The 15,090-nt window shown below is 67.6% G+C and carries 18 protein-coding genes; 3 read left to right on the top strand and 15 right to left on the bottom strand.

Features of this window, described 5'->3' with window-relative positions; genetic code table 11:
- The first annotated feature begins 16 nt into the window (after positions 1 to 16).
- Complete coding sequence (locus NNI01S_RS25725) at positions 17 to 709, top strand: NAD(P)H oxidoreductase (RefSeq protein WP_063022720.1); 693 nt, start codon at positions 17 to 19, stop codon at positions 707 to 709.
- Between the two features lie 149 nt (positions 710 to 858).
- Here NNI01S_RS25725 and NNI01S_RS25730 read toward each other — a convergent pair whose 3' ends face one another.
- From NNI01S_RS25730 to NNI01S_RS36595, 3 genes are all read right to left on the bottom strand, one after another.
- Positions 859 to 1,593, bottom strand: coding sequence for a hypothetical protein (locus NNI01S_RS25730; RefSeq protein ID WP_063022722.1), 735 nt, complete (start codon positions 1,591 to 1,593; stop codon positions 859 to 861).
- 1,000 nt (positions 1,594 to 2,593) lie between these two features.
- A complete protein-coding gene (locus tag NNI01S_RS35770) occupies positions 2,594 to 3,022 on the bottom strand; it encodes a lipase family alpha/beta hydrolase (protein WP_218019262.1) in 429 nt (142 codons plus the stop codon).
- An 8-nt stretch (positions 3,023 to 3,030) separates the two neighbouring features.
- Complete coding sequence (locus NNI01S_RS36595) at positions 3,031 to 3,114, bottom strand: hypothetical protein (RefSeq protein ID WP_369689686.1); 84 nt, start codon at positions 3,112 to 3,114, stop codon at positions 3,031 to 3,033.
- Here NNI01S_RS36595 and NNI01S_RS36170 point away from each other — a divergent pair.
- On the top strand, positions 3,098 to 3,406 hold the full coding sequence (locus tag NNI01S_RS36170; protein ID WP_245676371.1) for a hypothetical protein: 309 nt from the start codon (positions 3,098 to 3,100) through the stop codon (positions 3,404 to 3,406). The genes NNI01S_RS36595 and NNI01S_RS36170 overlap by 17 nt on opposite strands.
- Before the next feature lie 269 nt (positions 3,407 to 3,675).
- Here the strand turns inward: NNI01S_RS36170 and NNI01S_RS25740 are convergent, their stop codons facing one another.
- The 12 genes from NNI01S_RS25740 to NNI01S_RS36390 all read right to left on the bottom strand — a co-directional run bounded on the left by NNI01S_RS25740 (position 3,676) and on the right by NNI01S_RS36390 (position 14,066).
- Positions 3,676 to 4,284 carry a TetR/AcrR family transcriptional regulator gene (locus tag NNI01S_RS25740; protein WP_063022724.1) on the bottom strand — a complete coding sequence of 203 codons (609 nt, stop codon included), beginning with the start codon at positions 4,282 to 4,284 and terminating at the stop codon, positions 3,676 to 3,678.
- A gap of 345 nt (positions 4,285 to 4,629) precedes the next feature.
- On the bottom strand, positions 4,630 to 5,631 hold the full coding sequence (locus NNI01S_RS25745; protein ID WP_063022726.1) for an NADP-dependent oxidoreductase: 1,002 nt from the start codon (positions 5,629 to 5,631) through the stop codon (positions 4,630 to 4,632).
- Positions 5,632 to 5,653: 22 nt separating this feature from the next.
- A complete protein-coding gene (locus NNI01S_RS25750) occupies positions 5,654 to 5,977 on the bottom strand; it encodes a putative quinol monooxygenase (RefSeq protein ID WP_063022728.1) in 324 nt (107 codons plus the stop codon).
- 51 nt (positions 5,978 to 6,028) lie between these two features.
- Positions 6,029 to 7,246 (bottom strand): acyl-CoA dehydrogenase family protein, encoded by a 1,218-nt coding sequence (locus NNI01S_RS25755; protein WP_063022730.1) that lies wholly within the window; start codon positions 7,244 to 7,246, stop codon positions 6,029 to 6,031.
- A gap of 94 nt (positions 7,247 to 7,340) precedes the next feature.
- Positions 7,341 to 8,381: a phosphotransferase family protein gene (locus NNI01S_RS25760; RefSeq protein WP_245676372.1), complete on the bottom strand. Its 1,041-nt coding sequence runs from the start codon at positions 8,379 to 8,381 to the stop codon at positions 7,341 to 7,343.
- Positions 8,378 to 8,830 carry a MaoC family dehydratase gene (locus NNI01S_RS25765; RefSeq protein ID WP_063022732.1) on the bottom strand — a complete coding sequence of 151 codons (453 nt, stop codon included), beginning with the start codon at positions 8,828 to 8,830 and terminating at the stop codon, positions 8,378 to 8,380. The genes NNI01S_RS25760 and NNI01S_RS25765 overlap by 4 nt, the downstream gene beginning before the upstream one ends.
- 19 nt (positions 8,831 to 8,849) lie before the next feature.
- A complete protein-coding gene (gene fabG / locus NNI01S_RS25770; protein ID WP_063022865.1) occupies positions 8,850 to 9,611 on the bottom strand; it encodes a 3-oxoacyl-ACP reductase FabG in 762 nt (253 codons plus the stop codon).
- A gap of 101 nt (positions 9,612 to 9,712) precedes the next feature.
- On the bottom strand, positions 9,713 to 10,696 hold the full coding sequence (locus NNI01S_RS25775) for an NADPH:quinone oxidoreductase family protein (protein WP_063022867.1): 984 nt from the start codon (positions 10,694 to 10,696) through the stop codon (positions 9,713 to 9,715).
- Positions 10,697 to 10,706: 10 nt separating this feature from the next.
- Entirely contained in the window at positions 10,707 to 11,459 is a 753-nt protein-coding gene (locus tag NNI01S_RS25780; protein WP_063022869.1) for an SDR family oxidoreductase, read from the bottom strand.
- Positions 11,460 to 11,488: 29 nt separating this feature from the next.
- The gene (locus NNI01S_RS25785) at positions 11,489 to 12,706 is read right to left on the bottom strand and encodes an acetyl-CoA C-acetyltransferase (RefSeq protein WP_063022734.1); all 1,218 of its coding nucleotides are present in this window, start codon (positions 12,704 to 12,706) and stop codon (positions 11,489 to 11,491) included.
- Positions 12,707 to 13,066: 360 nt separating this feature from the next.
- Positions 13,067 to 13,897: a TetR/AcrR family transcriptional regulator gene (locus tag NNI01S_RS25790; RefSeq protein ID WP_169813015.1), complete on the bottom strand. Its 831-nt coding sequence runs from the start codon at positions 13,895 to 13,897 to the stop codon at positions 13,067 to 13,069.
- Positions 13,898 to 13,922: 25 nt separating this feature from the next.
- Complete coding sequence (locus tag NNI01S_RS36390; RefSeq protein ID WP_084489321.1) at positions 13,923 to 14,066, bottom strand: HD domain-containing protein; 144 nt, start codon at positions 14,064 to 14,066, stop codon at positions 13,923 to 13,925.
- 87 nt (positions 14,067 to 14,153) lie between these two features.
- Between NNI01S_RS36390 and NNI01S_RS25795 the strand changes: the two genes are divergently transcribed.
- Complete coding sequence (locus NNI01S_RS25795; protein WP_063022738.1) at positions 14,154 to 15,071, top strand: NADP-dependent oxidoreductase; 918 nt, start codon at positions 14,154 to 14,156, stop codon at positions 15,069 to 15,071.
- Positions 15,072 to 15,090 lie beyond the last annotated feature (19 nt).

Here is a 15,090-nt window from a genome sequence, read left to right on the forward strand (position 1 = left end):
CCCGTAAGGAGGCCCCGTGCAGCACAACCCGACCGTCGACACCGCGACCACACGCACCGCGCTGGTCGTCGTCGCCCACCCCCGGCCCGATTCGCTGACCGCCCACATCGCCGACCTGGCCAACCGGCGGCTCACCACGGCCGGCTACCGGATCGACCTGCTCGATCTGCACGCCGAGAACTTCGATCCCCGCATGACGGCCGCCGACCTCCCGGAATGGGGCAACCGCGAGAAGGCCTACTCCCCCGAAGTCGAGAACCATATGCGGCGCATCCTCGCTGCCGACGTGATCGTCGCGGTCTTCCCGGTGTACTGGATGCAGGTCCCGGCAATTCTGAAGGGCTGGATCGATCGGGTGTGGAACTACGGATTCGCCTACGGCCGCAGCAAGCCCCGGCTCGCGGGCAAGCGCATGCTGTGGCTGGGGCTGGCCGGCGCGGCGGACGACGACGCGATCGTCGAACTCATGCAGGATGCGCTCAGCGCGCAACTCAACGACGGTATCGCCTACTACTGCGGTCTCACGCAGTCGTCGGTGGGGCTGTTGGCCGGCGCGGAGGAAAAGCGGCAGCGCCTCGATGCCGCGGGCAACCTGCTGCTCGACGAAGCCCTCACCGGCGCGGTTCGCGAGGCCCACTATGCGGGCTTGGAAGACCGGGCGCTGGGCTTCATCGATGATTTCCTCGCCGCCGATCGCGTGCCGGCCTGACCACTGAAGGGTCGGTTCCCGGCGCTGGGCGCAGACCGAACCACGCCACCGCCGCAGCTACGTGGTGGGCGAACAGTTTGCCAGTGACCAGCTACCGAGAAGCGCTCGGCGTGTCCGTTGGCCGGCACGCCGAGCGGTATCCGTCCGGTTCAGCTTCGGACGCCGAGCGTGCCGGTCCAGGTCGCCGTGTCGAGACCGGCCCGCGCGGCCAGTGCGAACATGGCGGCGAGGTCGTTGTCGGTGCGTGGTGGGGAATCGTCCTCGGGGTAATGCTGTGCCTTCAACCGAACCATCGTCTCGGCGAAGGATCGAAGCACGGACTCGGTGAGCGCGCCACGCTCGGCTGCGTCGAGCAGTTGATCACACAGCTCCGGCATACCGGTGTCGGTGGCATCGAACTCCAGCCGTTCGGCGATCTCGCCGACCGCGCCCGCCCGTGTCGTCAAAGCCGAAAGCCCGCAGTCGAGTCCGTCGTCGGCCAGATCGTCCGGGTAGGGCGCCCGATGCCAGGCCCCCTCGTCGAACCAGTAGATGCAGCCGACCATGTAGTCATCGATCAGGTCCCGCAGGTAGCGCCGCGGTAGCCATTCCGGCGCTCCTGCCAGCAGGTCGATCGCGGGCTCATACCCCTTGACCCGGCTCGATTCGTCCTCGCCGACGAGCAGTGCGCGGCCGTCGCCGAACCACTTCAGCACCCACCAGGTACACCCGCAGTCGTCCCAGTGCAGGCCGTCGTCGTCGATCCAGTATCCCGAACGATGCTGCTGCGGCTCGCGCTCCCCGTCGCGATCGTAGGTAGCGACCGCTACGGCCGCCCACCGCGCCCACAGCAGCCGCGCGTCCGGCAGATCGTCAGGGCGCCCGGGCCGGTGTAGCTTCGCCAATGTCGTTCTCCTGATTCATGTTCGGCGCCGGGCTTCGGCAGCCGCTCCAGCATCGCGTGCACGCGCAGTATCGCCGACGACGCATCAATCGACGAGCCACCCACCGGGTCCGGTCGCCGAACTCCTGCCCTGGCGGACCTGGCGGTCCGCTTCAAAGCCCAGTACGAAGCGGCGATCCAAGATCTCGCCCGCAAGGCCCTGATCCTCGATACCGTCGTGCAGCCGGCCTGACCCGTCGAAAGGGTATCGAGTTCCGAGCGGGCCTTCGGCGGCGCGGGCCGGGCTCCGGTTCCCAGTGGTTACCTACTGAGGGAGAATACGGGCGTGAGCGATGCAATCAGCAACAAGTTCGACCATCAGCTCGGCGTTCCAGCGATCGCGGCGCCGACGGACGCGGTGGCAGTCGTCGGCCGCTAGCTCGATGTCGGAGCGGGAAGTGCCGGGACGGGGCTTCTTGTCAGGGCCCGGCGGGAAGAGGTTCGACGAGCTGGAACGGTTGCGCAGGAAGCTGGAAGAAGGAATGAAGGCTGTGGAGACTCCCGGAGACGGAGACGGCACGTCGAAAGTCACCCGGTTACCACGTCGCCCGCGGCGCGTGGCGGAAGAGGCCGGGGAGCGTCACCATAAGACTTGGCGTTCGGAAGGTGGCTCCGTCTATGACCCCGCACCGACCAAGCCGGTCCTGCGATCCGAACTGCAGCGGGAGACAGGGTGGTGGCCGGTCGACCCCGGCGCGGCGGCGCACCCCGCTCCGAACGACGATCCGGGCAGCGCCGAGCCCGGTGGAAGTGTCATCGATCTCGAGGCGTTGCGACGGAAACGAGCTGGTGACAATGCTCCGGCCGCCGGCATCCGGCGGATGGCCAAACCGCGCCGAGTGGGAAGAAGTACAGGCGCCCAAGGTGAGGCCGACAGTGGTGCCAGCGGTGATCACGATTCCCCATAGGTGAACCGACCTGCCCGGCCGCACCGACTCTCCGCGAGGCCGTCGCCGGACCAGTCAGGCCACGAAATCTCTGACCTGGGCGAATACGGTGGCATCATCGAGCAGTGCCACGTGGCCGACGCCTCCGGTCCTGGTGTTGGCCGCGCCGTTCAGCAGTACGCTCTGGTCCGGGTTGATGATTTCGTCGCACGGCGACCACCAGGTTCCGTAGGTCACGCCGCCCGGAGTTTCGTCGCCGCTGTTCAGTTCGGCGAGAAAGCTCGAACCAGGACGCATCTCCTCGCAGGAGACGTCGATGCAGCCGTAGGCCACATCGGTGCCGTGGTTGGGACCGCCGATGGAAACCCAGTCGTCGACGTAGCGCGTGCCGTCGAGGAATTTCAGGTACCGGCGGCTGTTGAGCCCGCCCATGGAGTGGGAGACGATGTCGATCTCGGACGCGCCGGTGGCGGCCCGCAGGGCGTCGGCCTCGGCCTTCACCACCTGGGCGATCAGTTCGTTCGACTGGTGTCGTCGTAGGTGAACGTGCGGAGCTCGGCCGAGCTGTAGCCGGCGGCGGTGAAGCGCGAGACCATGCTTTGCCAGTTCGACGCGGACCCCTGCCACCCGTGGACGAACAAGATGGGATTCCTTGTGGGCGCGGCGGACGCGTGTTGCGGCGCGATCGTCAGAGTGGCTGCCGCACTGGCGACGAAAACTATTGCCGTGATGCCGATTCGGCGCATCATCGACCCGAGGATCATGCTCGATCTCCTTGCTCGGCTCGCCTTGTCCGACGAGCAGGGCGACCGTAGCAACTCGCGAGCCACAGCATCGCGACTTGAAACCTTTGTTATTGAGATCTTCGCAGCGGGCCGAGTACGGTGAGGAACCGACCGCATCGACGCCGGGGCTTCATCGAGCCGCCGATCTTCCTCGACCCGCCGCTACGGCGGGGAGAACCCGGCCGAGAGCAGACCTGGATCGCACCGCTGTCAGGTTCGCGGTCCGGCGGGCGTGCCGGATCGGCGGTCTCGCGGACGATGTCATCGCCCCCGCCTGCCGCAGCGAGCCGGTGCTGAGAACTCGACTTCGGCAGATCGACAGCGTAGGCGGCCGCTGTTCGGCGGGGAGCACGCGAATCCGCCCGGTATCGGTCAGGCGTCCCGTTCCCGCGCGCCCACGATGCGCAGACCGAGGTCGACGTAGTAGTCGCCGATTTCCTCGGGTGACCACGGACCGTCATCCCGGTACCACCGGGCGAGGTCGATGCCGAGTGAGAGCAGGGCGATCGCGGCCACGCGTGGATTCGGGTGGTCGAAGACGCCCGCCGCGACGCCGCGCTCGATCAGGCTCCGCACCTCGCTGTCGATGACGCGCCGGATTGCTTTGATCTCCCGGCGGTGCTCCGGGCTGAGCGCGGCGAGCTCGTAGTTGATGACCCTGGCCACGGTGTGCGCGCGGGCGTGATGGATCGAGAATTCACGCATCACCGCGATCAACTGGCCGACCGGGTCGGCCGCGGAGGCGATAGCTGCCCGGATTCTGTCCAGGGTGTCCTGATGACCCGCACGCGAGACCTGGTAGAGCAACTCCTCCTTGGAACGGTGGTGAACGTAGATCGCCGCGGTACTGAGGCCTGCGATCGAGGTGATGTCGCGGGTCGTCGATCCGTGGAAGCCGCGATCGGCGAACGCGGCGACCGCGGCTTCCAGCAGCCGTGCTCGCGTCTCGTCCGCACGGGAGCGGTCTTCTGGTCCGGTCACCGGCTCAGTCTCGCATCCGTCCGTCCGAAACCTGCGGACCGGTATGGTCCGCCGGGCCGCCCGCCCTCGGCCGCGCGCCGACAGTTGCACAGACTCGACACCGCGACGCCTCGTCCGGTCGCGTACGGCGGCACCAATCGGGAAGGAGTTCCGAATCCCACCCCGTACCCACCGAGCACGCGTCCGGGCGAACGTCGTCGCCCAACGCTGGGGCGCACCGACATTCTGTGCCCCTCTCGGCCCGTCACAGCCCGGCCGAATGCTCGACGGCACCGCCGCCCGGCTCGCAGACTCTCCGCATAAGCCAGGGTCCGCGCGTTATCGAGCGGGTTCGATGCGCTCGATTCAGAGCGCCAGCACGAGCTTCCCGATGTTCGCTCCGGTGAACAGCATGTTGAGCGTCTCGCCGAACTGTCCGACGCCACCCTCGACGACGTGCTCGCGGCCCTTCAGCGTCCCGTCGGCCAGCAATCGCGAAATGTGCGCTACAGCCTCGCCATAGCGGTCGGCATAGTCCATGACGACGAATCCGGTCATGGAGGCGCGGAAGACCAACAGCGACATGTAGCGCGACGGTCCGGGGGGCAGCTTGTCGTCGTTGTACGCCGAGATCGCCCCGCACAGCACCACGCGGGCGCCGAAGCGGAGATTGGCGAGCGCGGCGTCGAGAATGTCGCCGCCCACATTGTCGAAGTAGATGTCGATCCCCTGGGGAGCCAGTTCGCGCAATCGCCGCAGCACGTCCTCGTTCCGATAGTCGACGGCCGCGTCGAAACCGAACTCCTCGGTGAGCCATCGGCATTTCTCCGCTCCACCGGCGATACCGATCACCGTGGCGCCATGGGCTTTCGCGATCTGCCCCGCCACGCTGCCGACAGCTCCGGCCGCGGCCGACACGACAACGGTTTCCCCCGCGCGCAGTTTCCCGACCTCGAGGAGACCGAAATACGCTGTCATGCCGGGCATCCCGAGCGCACCGAGCCACGTGGGGCCCGAGGCCACACTGGGGTCGACCTTCCCGACGTTTTTCCCGTCGCTGATCGCGAATTCGGTCACCCCGAACGTTCCGCTGACAATGTCGCCGACGGCGAAGTCCGAGTGCCTGGACTCGACGACCGTCGCGATGTCCAGCGATCGCATCACCTCGCCGACCCCGACCGGCGGCACGTACGAGCGCACGTCGTTGAGCCATCCGCGCATCGCGGGATCGAGGGAGATGAAGTCGACCTTGACCAGGATCTCTCCCGCGGCGAGTTCGGGGAGCTCCTCGGTCGTGAGGTCCCAGGTGTCGGCGTCGGGCAGTCCTGATGGACGCCGCGCGAGGCGCACCTGCTGGGTCTTGGTCATGAGTTCTCTTCCCGTTCGTGCATCAGAGCGCTCCCAGTTCGGGATCGCCCGCGGGCAACGCGTCGAAGACCAGCACTTCGGCCGGATCGGTGAGCGCGTCGCCCAAAGCCGCACCGATCTCGCGCAGCGCCGCGCTCTGACCGTGCGCTCGCAGCGCTTCCTTGGACGCCCATTTCTCGATCATCACGAATCGACCGGGTTCGCCGAACCGTCGATGCAGTGCGTAGAGCAGGCAGCCCGGCTCGGCGTGCACTGCGGGCGCGGCCGCTCGCAACGTCCGCTCCACCAGCTCTTCCTGGCCCGGCTTCGCGATCATGGTCGCCACTACCACGCGGGGTTCGGCCATCGGTTCCTCCTCGACAGGTGGTTGTGTCGGTTCTTTTCCGTCCGGTTACCGTCACTTGCCCCACGACGGGTCGCGGCGGCGCAGCTCCATCTGGGCGATCGTGCGCTTGTGCACCTCGTCCGGCCCGTCCGCCAGACGCAACGTCCGCAGGTGCGCGTACATGTTCGCCAAGGGGAAGTCGTCGCAGACGCCACCACCGCCGTGGACCTGGATGGCCCGGTCGATCACCTTCAGAGCGACCTGGGGCGCGGCCACCTTGATCGCGGCGATCTGAACGCGCGCTTCGCGGTTTCCGACGGTGTCCATCAGATGGGCAGCCTCCAGCGTCAGCAGTCGCGCCATATCGATCTCGATGCGGGACTCCGCGATCCAGTCCTGGATATTGGCGCGGTCGGCCAGCGGCGCGCCGAACGTCGTGCGCGTTTGCGCTCGGTCGATCATCAGGTCCAGCGCCCTTTCGGCCATGCCGATCGCGCGCATGCAGTGGTGGATCCGCCCCGGGCCGAGCCGGGCCTGGCCGATCATGAACCCGTCGCCCTCACCGGCGAGCAGCGCGGTGCGCGGCACCCGGACGTTCTCGAACACCACCTCCGCGTGCCCTTCCCGGTCCTGATACCCGAAGACGGGCAGGTTGCGCAAGACCGTTACGCCGGGGGTGTCGATCGGGACGACCATCATGCTCTGCTGACGGTGCACGGGCGCATCCGGATCCGTCTTGCCCATCACGATGAGGACCTTGCAATTCTTGTGCAAGGCGTTGGAGGTCCACCATTTCCGGCCGTTGAGCACGTACTCGTCGCCGTCGGGCCGCATGCGCAGCTCGATGTTGGTGGCGTCGGAGCTGGCGACCGCGGGCTCGGTCATCGCGAACGCCGAGGCGATCTCGCCCTCCAGCAGCGGCCGCAACCAGGTCTGTTTGTGCTCGGGTGTGCCGAACAGCGTCAGCACTTCCATGTTGCCGGTGTCCGGCGCGTTGCAATTGGTTGCCTCCGGGGCCAGATGCGCACTGCGGCCCATGATTTCGGCGAGGGGCGCGTATTCCAGGTTGGTCAGCCCCGGGCCCCACTCCGGGTGCGGGTGGAACAGATTCCACAGACCGCGCTTACGCGCTTCGGTCTTGAGTTCTTCCAGGATCGGCGGATGGAAGTGCGGATCACCGGACTCCGCCATCTGGGCGTGGTAGATCGCCTCCGCAGGGTAGACGCGCTCGTCCATGAAGGCGAGCAGATCCTCGCGGTATCGGCGAGATCGCTCCGAGAGCTCGAACATGGCGACTCCTCATCCTGACCGGTGGCTTCCTGCGCACCGTATTTGAATTCGACATCAGATTCAACTTTGGCCCGGTCGCGGAGCGCCGGGTCGATCATCGGCTGTTGTCATCGAGCGCTTCGATTCCGATGCGCAGCAGCGGTTCGACCCCGGATCCCACGGTCTCGAAGCCGGAGCCCACGGTTTGCCCGTGGAGATGGCGGTAGTGGATGCCTTCGAGAATCGCCGCGAGTTTGAAGGCGGCCAGGCCCAGATAGAAACCGAAGTGCGCGAGGTCGCGGCCGCTGCGTTCGGCGTACCGGTCGAGTAGTTCGGCCTCGGTGAGGAACCCGGGCGCGAGGGCTACGTCGCTGAGACCGGTGACGCCGATCTCGCCGATGCGGTGATACAGCAGCAGGAGCGCCACATCGGTGAGCGGATCACCCAAAGTCGCCATCTCCCAGTCGATCACGGCGACCACGCGGTCGCCGGAGTCCATCAGGATGTTGTCGAGCCGGTAGTCGCCGTGCACGATTCCATCCGGAGACTGTGGGGGCTGGTGGGCCGCGAGCTTTCCGTACAGCGCGTCCGCATCCGGCAGTTCCCTGGAGCGGGAGGCGTCCAACTGCTTCTTCCAACGGTGCACCTGCCGAGCCAGGAATCCGTTCGGGCGTCCGAAATCCGCAAGTCCGACTTCCGCGGGAACGACGGTGTGGAGAGCGGCCAGAGCGTCGGCCATTCCGGTCGAGATGGTTCGCGTCCGGTCGGCGCCGACCGCCGTGAGTTCGGCCGCCGCGCGGTAGGGCGTCCCGATCACCCGCTCCATCAGATAGAAGGGCGCGCCGAGGATGCCGGGATCCTCGCAGAGCGTGTAGGTGGCGGGGACGGGTACGCCGGTGCCGGCCAGCGCGGTCATGACCCGGTATTCCCTGGACATGTCGTGTGCGGTCGCCAGCACGTGGCCGAGCGGGGGCCGCCGCACGATCCACGCCGACCGGCCGTCGCTGATCTCGTAGGTGAGGTTGGATCTCCCGCCTGCGATCAGGCGACCGGTGAGCGGTCCGGCGAGCAGATCCGGCTCGACATCGGCCAGCCATGCCGCCAGCCGATCCACGTCCAAGCCGGGCAGAACCTCGCGGTTACGGTCGCTCGTCAAGGCACCAGCACCGCGACGGTCTCGGCGACACATGCGGGCTTGGCGGCGTCGGCGATGTCGACGGTGACGCGGCTGACCGCCTGGAACCCGAGGGTCGCCGGAGCGAGCGAAAGCAACTCGACGCCGGCGCGCAGCCGGGATCCCACCGGAACGGGCGCGGGGAACCTCACCTTGTTGGCGCCGTAGTTGACGCCCATAGACAAGCCCTCGACGCGGTAGATCTGCTGGGTCAGCATCGGAATCAGGGACAGCGTGAGAAATCCGTGGGCGACGGTCGTGCCGAACGGTCCCGTCGCCGCCTTCCCGGGATCCACGTGGATCCACTGGTGATCGCCGGTCGCGTCGGCGAAACGGTCGATCTGCTCCTGAGTCACGGTGTACCAGTCGCTGTATCCGAGGTGAGTTCCGACGGCCTTCTCCATATCGGCCAAGCCCTGGAATACCTTCATCGGTCGCTGTCCTTCCGTCCTAGTTCCGAGGTCCACCGGCCACGTACACGACCTGGCCGGACACGAATCCCGCGCCCTCGCTCGCCAGGAACGACACGGTGTGCGCGATGTCCTCTGGTGTTCCCGCGCGAGCGACGGGGATCTGTGCGATCACCACCTTCTTGAATTCCTCGAAGGACACGCCCAATCGTTCGGCCGTGGCCGCGGTCATGTCCGTCTCGATGAATCCTGGCGCAACGGCGTTGGCGGTGATGCCGAACTTGCCGAGTTCGAGTGCGAGCGTCTTCGTGAAGCCTTGGACACCGGCCTTCGCCGCGGCGTAGTTGGCCTGGCCGCGGTTGCCGAGCGCGGACGTGCTGGAGAGGCTGACGATGCGCCCCCAGCCCTGATCGATCATGTGACGCTGCACCGCGCGACTGCACAGGAACGCGCCGCGCAGATGCACGCCCAGGACGGCATCCCAATCCTCGACGGTCATCTTGAACAGCAGATTGTCGCGGAGGATGCCGGCATTGTTGACGAGCACCGTAGGAGGTCCGAGTTCGGTGACGACGCGCTCGACGGCCGCCGTCACCGCGGCTTCGTCGGCCACGTCCGCGCCGATGGCCAGCGCGCGGCCACCGGCGGCTTCGATGTCGTCGGCCACGGGCTCGGCCGCGGCCTCGTCCAGATCGAGCACCGCTACGGCCATGCCGTCCGCGGCGAGCCGTCGCGCGACGGCGGCGCCGATGCCGCGCGCCGCGCCGGTGACGACGGCGATCCTCGAAGTCCGGTTGCTCATGATGTTCTCCTCCGTGTGTTCGATGGACGCCCTCGCGGGGGCGCCGCGGTGGCCGGGACGCATGTCGGCGATGCTGCCCGCCAGAGCGTCGACGGCGACGGTTATGGCACGTAGACCACTCGGCCGACGGTCTTGCCGTCGGCGAGGCGCTGCACACCATCGGCGATGCCGTCCAGCGTCAGCCGTTCGCTGACCAGCGGCTTGATCGCGCCCTGCGCGGCGAGCCGGGTCAGCGCACGATGGCACTCCGCGACCGCCGCCGGTTCGTAGGCGTTGTACAGACCCCAGTGCAGGCCGACGACGGAATAGTTCTTGACCAGCGCGTGATTCAATGCGGCCGTTTGGATTTCCCCGCCCGCGAAACCTACGACCAGGATCCGGCCTTCGAAGGCGATGCATTTCGTCGATCTCGTGTAGACCTCACCGCCGACCGGGTCGTAGACGACATCCGCTCCCCGATTGTTCGTCACGCTCTGCACAACCTCGACGAAATCTTCCGTCCGCCGATCGATCACCACGTCGGCGCCCAGCTTCGCGGCGTACGCCGCCTTCTCCGGCCCCCCGACGACCCCGATCACTCTGGCGCCCGCGGCCTTTCCGAGCTGGATGGCGGCGCTGCCCACGCCACCGGCCGCGGCGTGCACAAGCAGGGTCTCACCGGCCCGCAGACCGGCCCGGCGATGCAAGCCGAACCATCCAGTCTGGTATCCGATGTACAGCGCGGCCGCCTCGGCGTCATCCAGCGCGGGCGGCGCGGGGAACGTCTGGGCGGCGTCCATCAGGGCGAATTCCGCGAAACCGCCGCAGGGCAGCGCGGTGCCGCCGATCACGCGATCGCCGACCGCGATGTCGGCGACGTCGGCTCCCACGGCCACCACCTGACCGCACACTTCCACGCCAGGCGTGAACGGCAGCGGCGGGCGCACCTGGTACAGGCCGCGGCACATCAGTACGTCGGGAAAGTTCGCGGCGGCGCCGGTCACGCGGACAAGAACCTGGCGCGGCCCGGGCTCGGGCTGCGCCACAGTGTCGAGGCGCAGCACCATGCCGGGCTCGCCGAGTTCGTGGACCCGCCATGCCCGCATCGTGGTCATATCAGACACCACCGGTGAGGGTGATTCCGCCGTCGACAACGAGTAACTGCCCGGTCAGCCAGGCGGCGTCCTCGGAGAGCAGGAAGGCGACGACGCTACCGATGTCCTCGGGCACGCCCAGCCGCCCGAGCGGGTAGGCGGCGGCGACCTGATCCTCGCGGCCCTCGTAGAGGGCACTGGCGAACTTGGTCTTGACGACGGCCGGGGCGACCGCGTTGACCCGCAGGTTCGGGCCGAGTTCGACGGCGAGTTCCTGGGTGATGTGCGTCAGCATCGCCTTGCTCGCGCCGTAGAAGCCGATGCCGGGCGCGGGCTTCACCCCGGCGACCGAGGAGAGGTTGACGATCGCGCCGCCGTGCGTTTTCATCCACGCCTGGTAGGCCTGCTGAACCCACGAGAGGGCTGCCAGGCAGTTGACCTCGACGATCTTGCGTGCCGCCGCCAAGGACAGCTCCATCATCGGACCGAAGACCGGGTTGATTCCGGTGTTGTTCACGAGGAGATCCGCGCTGCCGAAGACGTCGATCGCCCGTTCGACGGTCTCGGCCTGGTGGGCGACGTCGTCGGAGTGCCCGGCGACGGCCAGCGCCCGGTCCGGACCACCCAGCGTTTCGACGGCCTCGTCGAGCGCCTTCTGATTGCGGGCGGTGATGACGACCTTCGCGCCCTCGTCGACCAGCCGTCGGGCGATGCCGAGGCCGATGCCACGGCTGGCGCCGGTGACGATGGCGGTCTTTCCTTCGAACCTGTGCACAGATTGCTCCTTTCGATCGTTGTCCGTGGTCACGACAGTCGTTCGAGCACCATGGCCATGCCCTGGCCACCGCCGACGCACATCGTTTCCAGGCCGATCTGCTTGTCATGGAATTGCAGCGAGTTGACCAGCGTGCTGGTGATCCGCGCGCCGGTCATGCCGAAGGGATGACCGACGGCGATCGAGCCGCCGTTGATATTGAGCTTGTCGAGGTCGACGCCCAGCTTCCTGGCGGACGGAATGACCTGCGCCGCGAAGGCTTCGTTGATCTCGACCAGATCGACGTCATCGATTGTCATACCGGCGCGGGCCAGCGCCTGCTCGGACGCCGCGACCGGGCCCAGACCCATGATCTCCGGCGACAGCGCGCTGACGCCGGTCGAGACGATGCGCGCCAGCGGGGTCAGTCCCAGCTCGGCGGCCTTGGTGTCCGACATGATGACGATCGCGGCCGCGCCGTCGTTGAGGGGGCAGCAATTGGCCGCGGTAACCGTCCCGTCGGGCCGGAACACCGGCGGCAACGCGGCGACCTTGTCCAGCGTGACCCCGGCGCGCGGTCCGTCGTCGGCGGACACGACGGTGCCGTCCGGCAGGGAGATCGGCGTGATCTCGCGCTGCCAGAATCCCTTGGCCAAGGCGATCTCGGCGAGATTCTGGCTCCGCACGCCGAAGTTGTCCTGCTCCTGGCGGCTGATTCTCTCGAGCTGCGCCACGTTCTCAGCCGTCTGGCCCATCGCGATATAGATGTCCGGTAGCAGGCCATCGATCCGGGGGTCGACCCATTCCCGGCCTCCGGCAGCGAATTTCGCGGTCCGCTCGACCGCGTCGTCGAACATCGGATTCCGGGTGCCGGGCAACCCGTCCGCGCTGCCCTTGCCGTAGCGGCTGACGGTCTCGACACCCGCCGAGATGAACACCTCGCCCTCGCCCGCGCGAATCGCGTGCAGCGCCATGCGAGTCGTCTGCAAGCTCGACGAGCAGTAGCGGTTGACCGTGGTGCCGGGCACGCCGTCGAGCCCGGCGAGCACCGCGACGACCCGTCCCAGGTTGAATCCGGACTCGCCCGCGGGCTGACCGCACCCGAGCATCAGGTCGTCGATCCCGGCGGGGTCCAGCTCCGGGACCTTCGCCAGCGCCGCTCGCACGACCTGAGCGGCCAGATCGTCGGGCCGGATGTCCTTCAGCGAGCCCTTGGCAGCCCGTCCGATCGGCGATCGGGCGAGGGAAACGATGACGGCTTCGGGCATGTGGCCCAACCTCCTGCAGAACTTACTAAGCGCTTATTTACGCCGCCAACATTGCGTCACCGATGCCGCCGCGTCAATATCGGACACCCTCGCGAACTGTTGTGACATGTGTCACCGCCAGCGCGGAAGCGCAGATCAGAACATGGAAAGCGACATGATTTCGAACTCGGATTCAGGTTCGTCACTCGCGACGCGGCCACTCGAGATCGACCCGGCGGTGGTCCCCGGTACATACGTCAGATCGAGCCCGTCGAGGCGATCACCGAAGCCGGGCACACCTTCGGGTGGTTGAGGCACCGAGCAAGGAGCCGGCGCGCGGCTGGGACACCCTTTCGGGAACCAGCGTTCGGCGAGCGCGGATCAGTCCGATTCGAGCTGCAGGGCGTTGACCCACAGCTGCGTCAGGGTGGTGACCAGCTTCTCGAACGGGATGCGCTGATTCTGGACGAAGACCAGATAAGCCATTCGGCTGACCATCACCGACAAGGCGTGCGCGGTGATCATGGGATCGAGGTCCGCGCAGGCCCGGCCGGATTCCTGTAGCGCGCGGATCAGCTTCGCGTTGCGCTCCGCGAAAGCCTTCCCCCGTTCCATCCTCAGCCCGCGGAAATCCTCGTTGATCAGGGCGACCTCCTCGAGCACCGCCATCAGGCGCGCGTTGCGCTTGTAGGAGCGCAGGTACTCCCGATTGGCCGCCTCGATGAGGTCGCGGGGGTCGGTGACGCCCGTGCGTTCGCGAACGTGCGGGTGCAGCATCTCTTCCTGCACCTGTTCCACCACCGCCGCGAAGATCTCTTCCTTGCCGTCGAAATAGGTGTAGAACGACCCCGATGCGGTCCCGGCGACCTTGGAGATGTCGGAGATCCTGGCATCGAGGTATCCGTCGCGCTCGAATACCTCGCGCGCCGCGGCGATCAGTGCCGTGCGTGTGCGTTCGCCGCGCTTGGTGCGCGGAAGACCTTTGCGAGACTCGGCCTCACTCACAACGGGCTCGGACACCAACGCTGGCCACTCACTGTCGGTCGATGGGACGGTTGCCGCGTTCACGGTATCAGCGCAAAAGGTGGCCGAGGCAGCGCGCGCCGTCGGCACAATCAGCCCACACCGGAACCCCGAAACCCTCGCCTTCGCCGTTGGCCCGCCGGCATCGGATGGCCGAATGGCCGATCCGCCGTCGGGAACGCCTGCCACCAGTTCGATCCGTCGGCGAACCGGCTCATCGGCAAGACCGAGCCGCGGAGGGCAGGCCGATGTCGTGGAACATCGCGGCCGCGAACAGCAGCTCGGCGTCGTACCGGATGCCCTGCTGTCTGCCATACGCAGCCGCCCAGACGTAGACGCGGCGCGAGTGGTTGAGCAGGGCACCTCATGGTGGCCACATGACGGTGGACTCCGAATACCTACCGTCGAAGCCGGAACCAGGACAACGACCACCGGGAGGACCTTCATGCGAGCCATCACAGTCCGGGACCGCGAAGCCGGCCTCGGTGGATTGGCCCTGACCGATCTGCCCTACCCGCACGCCGCTGAGAACGACGTCATCGTAGAGGTCCACGCCGCCGGCTTCACCCGCGGCGAGCTGGACTGGCCAGGGACCTGGACCGACCGCGCAGGCCGCGACCGCACCCCGAGCGTCCCGGGCCACGAGCTGTCAGGTGTGGTCGTCGAGCTCGGCTACGGCACCACCGGTCTCACGGTGGGGCAGCGCGTCTTCGGCCCGACCGACTGGACCCGCGACGGTTCGCTCGCGGAATACGTCGCCGTGGAAGCCCGCAATCTGGCCCCGCTCCCCGCCGGCGTCGACCATGTCGCCGCAGCCGCCCTACCGATCTCGGGTCTGACGGCTTGGCAAGCTCTGTTCGACCACGCTCGTCTGAGGACCGGCCAAACCGTCCTCATCCATGGAGTCGGTGGTGCGGTCGGCTCCGTCGCCGCACAGCTGGCCCACGAGGCAGGAGCCCACATCATCGGCACCGGCCGAGCCTCGCACCGGGACGCGGCCCGCGATCTCGGCGTCCACGAGTTCGTCGACTTGGACGGCGACCTCCTGGAGGACGTCGGCCAGGTCGACGTGGTACTCGATGTGATCGGCGGCGACATCCGCGACCGCTCCACCGCGCTCCTACGCCCCGGCGGCACCCTCGTCACCATCGCCGGTCCGCCCACCATCCACCCCGACGACGGCCGAGCCATCTTCTTCGTCGTCGAACCCGATCGGGAGCAACTGGCCCAGCTGGCCACCCGCCTCCATCGAGGCCGGCTCGTTCCCCTCGTCGACACCGTCCGCGTCCTGGCCGACGCCCCCGCGGCCTTCAGTCCCGGCGGACGCACCCGCGGCAGAACGATCATCAAGGTGACCACGTGATCGACGGCGACCAGCGCGG

It is taken from the genome of Nocardia niwae NBRC 108934 = DSM 45340, assembly GCF_001613465.1.
Classification (GTDB): Bacteria; Actinomycetota; Actinomycetes; order Mycobacteriales; family Mycobacteriaceae; genus Nocardia; species Nocardia niwae.